The sequence below is a fragment of the Oleiagrimonas sp. genome, assembly GCF_027858935.1.
Lineage (GTDB): Bacteria > Pseudomonadota > Gammaproteobacteria > Xanthomonadales > Rhodanobacteraceae > Oleiagrimonas.
On sequence record NZ_JAQIBU010000138.1, the window covers coordinates 1 to 4763 of the forward strand.

The window sequence follows — 4763 nt, forward strand, 5'->3', positions numbered from 1 at the left end:
CAGGCCGAACCGGCAAGCGCGGCCATGATCGCCTTCTGCACATGCAGGCGATTCTCGGCCTCGTCAATGGCGATGCAGGCGGGCGAATCCATCACCGCATCGGTGGCCTTGACGTTGCGGCGCAGCGGCAGGCAGTGGCTGAACACGGCGTCGTCGGTGCGCGCCATCTTGGCCTCGTCAACCATGAAGTGCTTGTGCGCATCACGGATCGGCTTCTCGACATCCCAACGGCCGAAGTAAGGAATTGCGCCCCAGCTCTTGGCGTACACCACATGGGCGCCATCGTAGGATGACTCAATACCGTGGCTCATGCGAAAGGAGCCGCCGGCCTCGGCGGCATTGTTCTTGCCGATCGCCATGTAGCGCTCATCCAGCGCGTATTCGGGCGTCGGACACAGCAGGGTCACGTCCATGCCGAAACGCGTGGCAATGGTCAGGGCCGAGTTGGCCACTGCGGTGTTCAACGGCTTGGGATGGTAGGTCCAGGTCAGCACGTATTTCCTGCCCTTCAGGTCGGTGCTGCCGAAGTGCTGCTGCAGCGCCATGATGTGGGCCAGTTCCTGGCAGGGATGGGTGATGGTCTCCATGTTGATGACCGGCACCGTGGCGTACCTGGCAAAGGCCTTCAGCACGCGGTCCTGACGATCGACCTGCCAGTCATGGAACTTGGGAAAGGCACGCACGCCGATCATGTCCACATAGCGGCTCAACACACGCGCCACCTCGGCAATATGCTCCTCGGCCTGCCCGTCCATCACCGTCCCCAGCTCGAACTCGATCGGCCAGGCGTCCTTGCCCGGCGCCAGCACGATGGCCTTGCCGCCCAGTTGGTGCGCGCCCAGTTCGAAACTGGTGCGAGTGCGCATGGACGGATTGAAGAACAACAGCGCGATCGAGCGACCCTCCAGCGCCCTGCCCGTCGGCGAGTGCTTGAAATCAACAGCCTGTGCCAACAGCGCGTCAAGCTCTTCGCGGGTCCAGTCCTGGGTGTTGAGGAAGTGGCGCAGGTTCATGTCATGTCCATGGATGATGAAAGAGACGGGTTTGGATGTGATCGTGATTGGAAAACGAAAAACCCGGCACGGGGCCGGGTTTTTGTCGTCGAAAAATGCGCATGCGACAGCTTACCCGGCCGGAAAGAAGGGCTCCGGTCGGCGCGCACGCGAGGTCATGCCAGCTGCCATGCGGGCGCTGGTAAGAATGACGGGCGATGCGACGGGATGCGACATCTACGGCTTCACTCGAAACTGCGAAAGGTTACTGATACCCGAATGCGGGCCTTCATGCAAGCAAAGCCTTTGCCTGCCCGCACAATGGAGGGCGCCGCGACAATCCCTCTTGGGCCCTGTCCAGCACGCGCAACCGATCAGATCAGTCCACGGGAGTTACGCTGACCTGGATGCGCAGGCGGTCGCCCGGATCGTAGTCCAGACGGGAAACGTAGATGTCACCGTGGTACCGGTATTCGACGTTGTAGCCGACGATGCGTCGCTGGTCGCTCACCGTGTTTACATTGCGGCACTGCGTCTGCGTACCCTCATAGGTCCGGGTATTGCTGCTTGCGCGGTTGCCTATGGCACCCCCGGCGACCGCTCCAACTATGGTGGCTGCGCGACGCCCGTCGCCCCCGCCGATTGTATTGCCAAGCACACCGCCAACCACAGCACCCAGGATGGTTCCAGCGGTGCTTCCACTGCGTTGCTCGCGCTCGATCGGCTGGTCATAGCACTGCTGCTGCGGCTGTTCAACGCGCACAGTTCGGTAGATCGGATCGACACGCATCACGTCGGCCCAACCGTAGTGGGAATTTCCATCGCCAGGCGGCGGTCCCTGCTGTGCCATGGCGAACGGGCTGAAGACAAGGCCCATCAGAATGAATACGACGATCTTGTTCATGGATAACCTCGATCGGGGCTGCGTCGGTTCGGGCACCACGCTTGTGTTTGCGTGTATTGCAGCAAAACTACGCTGAACCGGGGCTTAGAGCCTGTGCGGAAGGTCCCGGACACGGCACGGTATTGATAAGATGCGGCGGTACCCGCCACCCCTTGCTGTTGCACCATGCCGATCACCCTCTACAACACCCTGACCCGACGCAGCGAAGCCTTCGCGCCCATGGATGCGCACCAGGTCACCATGTACCTGTGCGGCCCTACGGTCTACAACTACGTGCATGTCGGCAATGCCCGGGGGCCGGTCGTATTCGACGTGCTGGTGCGACTGTTGCGCAGGCATTTCCCCAAAGTGGTGTTCGTGCGCAACATCACCGACGTCGACGACAAGATCAACGCCGCAGCGCGCGAAGCCGACGTGCCCATCGCCACCATCACCGACCGCTATGCTGCGGCCTATCGACAGGACATGGCCCGCCTCGGGGTCGCCGCACCGGACGTCGAACCGCACGCGACTCAACACATGGCTGAAATCATCGCCATGATCGAGACACTTGTCGAGCACGGTCACGCCTATGCCGCCGAAGGCCATGTGCTTTTCAACGTGGCCTCGTATGAGCGCTATGGCGAGCTGTCGGGCCGATCCACCGAGGAAATGATTGCCGGTGCACGCGTCGAGGTGGAGCCATACAAGCGCAACCCGGCCGACTTCGTGCTGTGGAAACCCTCGGGCAATGACCTGCCGGGATGGCCAAGCCCGTGGGGAAGGGGGCGACCCGGCTGGCACATCGAATGCTCGGCCATGAGCGCCGCGCATCTGGGTCCGACCATCGACATCCACGCCGGCGGTGTCGACCTGACTTTCCCACACCATGAGAACGAGATCGCGCAGAGTACCTGTGCGCATGGTGGCCAGACCTTTGCACGCTTCTGGCTGCACAACGGCATGCTGACCTTCGGCGGGCGCAAGATGTCCAAGTCGTTGGGCAACGTACTGGAACTGCATACGCTGCTCGAACACTATCCACCCGAAGCGCTGCGCCTGCTGCTGCTCAAGGGCCATTACCGCCAGCCGCTGGACTGGACCGATACCGCGCTGGAACAGTCCGTGCGCACGCTTGACGGCTGGTACGGTGTCTTGCGGGAACTGGCCGAGGTGCAAACCGAGGATGTGGTCGAGCCCGTCCCGGAAATCGTCGAGCAGGCGCTATGCGATGACCTCAATACACCCATCGCGTTGGCCGAGTTGTCGGCACTTGCCGACCAGGCTCGCAAGGCAGGGACAGTGGATGCCAAACGCGCCGCCAAGTCGGCCCTGCTCGGCGCCGGCGCCGCGCTGGGCCTGCTTCAGGAGCATCCCGAGGAATGGTTCAAGCAAGGTTCGCAGGACCTGGACCCCGCCGTGGTCGACGCCCTGATCGAGGCCCGCAATCGTGCCCGTGCGGAAAAGGATTTCCAGCGCGCGGACGCCATCCGCGAGCAGCTCGCCGGCATGGGCGTGGTGCTGGAGGACGCTGCGGGAAGCACGCGCTGGAGCATGCTCAAGCGTTGAGCCCGTGTATCGGGCTGTCCGGAGACGTTTCCGTAGCGGGCGCGGGTGCGCGATAATGCGCATATGAATACAGACGCGACTACCGACGAGCAGACCCAGCAGGATCAGGCCCAGCAGGAAATTATCGACGAGTTCGCCTTTTTCAGCGACTGGACCGAACGCTACCAGTACCTGATCGATCTGGGCCACAAGCTCCCCGACTTCCCCGAGGAGCTCAAGCGCGAGGAGTTCAAGGTCCACGGCTGCCAGTCGCAGGTCTGGCTGGTGCCCGAGGGCGATGCCGACTGCATGCGCTTCCGTGCCATCAGCGACTCGGCCATCGTGTCCGGCCTGATCGCGCTGGTCCTGCGCGTGTACTCGGGCCGCACGGCGCGCGAGATCCTGGATACCGAGCCCAGCTACATCCAGTCCATCGGCCTGGCCAAGCACCTCTCGCCGACCCGCTCCAACGGGCTGGTGGCGATGCTCAAGACCCTCAAGGGCCACGCCGCACGCGTGCTGGAGTCCGCGGCCTGAACACCGTTTCCCGGATGCGGCCTGCGGCCTTATCCGGGCTACGACGCTCCGGTGACTTGTCTGGACCCTCCGCCTAGACGATCAACCAATCGGGAAGTTGGTTGAAGCCAATCGTAAATCACGGCGACGATGACGCAGGCAACCAACCAGATCACCCAATGGATGCCGTCCTGGACTGCCACGACCGGGAATGGGTTGCCGATGAGAAGATCCATGAACGGCTGGCGAAACAGGCGGCCCATGACGGCCAGCAATATGACGCCGAGTACCAGGCCACGCGCAAGTGACGATTTGACCGGGAGCGCCTTGCGCACGAGTGCATACAGGATGACCAGCCCGATTCCGGTTTCAAGGGCAGTCATGGCTGCGACATAGCGGACATCCCAAGACGGCGTTACCGGATGTCCCTGCATGTGCTGGACGACCCAAGCATGTGTCCAGCCCAAGGTGGACACATGGATGACGAACGCGGCAAGCGAGCTCACCAAAGCCGCAACGAATCCAGCGAGGTACTTGTTCAAAGGTCTTGCTCCCATGGCTCTAGGGTTCCAGATATGACCTCGAAAAGCCGACCTGAGTTCCGCTCGTTACCCAGGCGAAGGAACGTAGCCCCGGATAAGCGCAGCGCTCAGCGCGCGCTTTCTTTCCCCTTCGGAAGCGGCGGAGGGTGGAGGATCAGGCCCGCAGGGTGGCGCACACGGACGTGCGCCAGTTCGTCGTCGGGCCATGGATGGCCCGTCGGCGAACCCCCGGAACCCGGAGCGACCTGGAGGCCCGCAGGGCCGGAAGGCGCGTACGTGGGG

The 4763-nt window shown here is 62.8% G+C and carries 5 protein-coding genes; 2 read left to right on the forward strand and 3 right to left on the reverse strand.

What is annotated here, in order from left to right:
• The coding region (locus tag PF446_RS05190; RefSeq protein ID WP_298070184.1) for an N-acetylornithine carbamoyltransferase at nucleotides 1-1013 on the reverse strand (1013 nt) is incomplete at its 3' end.
• A 358-nt stretch (nucleotides 1014-1371) separates the two neighbouring features.
• Nucleotides 1372-1896 carry a glycine zipper 2TM domain-containing protein gene (locus PF446_RS05195; RefSeq protein WP_343224656.1) on the reverse strand — a complete coding sequence of 175 codons (525 nt, stop codon included), beginning with the start codon at nucleotides 1894-1896 and terminating at the stop codon, nucleotides 1372-1374.
• A gap of 165 nt (nucleotides 1897-2061) precedes the next feature.
• Between PF446_RS05195 and cysS the strand changes: the two genes are divergently transcribed.
• Both cysS and PF446_RS05205 read left to right on the forward strand, forming a co-directional pair.
• The gene (gene cysS / locus PF446_RS05200; protein WP_298070185.1) at nucleotides 2062-3444 is read left to right on the forward strand and encodes a cysteine--tRNA ligase; all 1383 of its coding nucleotides are present in this window, start codon (nucleotides 2062-2064) and stop codon (nucleotides 3442-3444) included.
• A gap of 63 nt (nucleotides 3445-3507) precedes the next feature.
• Nucleotides 3508-3960 (forward strand): SufE family protein, encoded by a 453-nt coding sequence (locus PF446_RS05205; RefSeq protein ID WP_298070186.1) that lies wholly within the window; start codon nucleotides 3508-3510, stop codon nucleotides 3958-3960.
• Nucleotides 3961-3998: 38 nt separating this feature from the next.
• Here PF446_RS05205 and PF446_RS05210 read toward each other — a convergent pair whose 3' ends face one another.
• Nucleotides 3999-4481, reverse strand: coding sequence for a hypothetical protein (locus PF446_RS05210; protein ID WP_298070187.1), 483 nt, complete (start codon nucleotides 4479-4481; stop codon nucleotides 3999-4001).
• Nucleotides 4482-4763 lie beyond the last annotated feature (282 nt).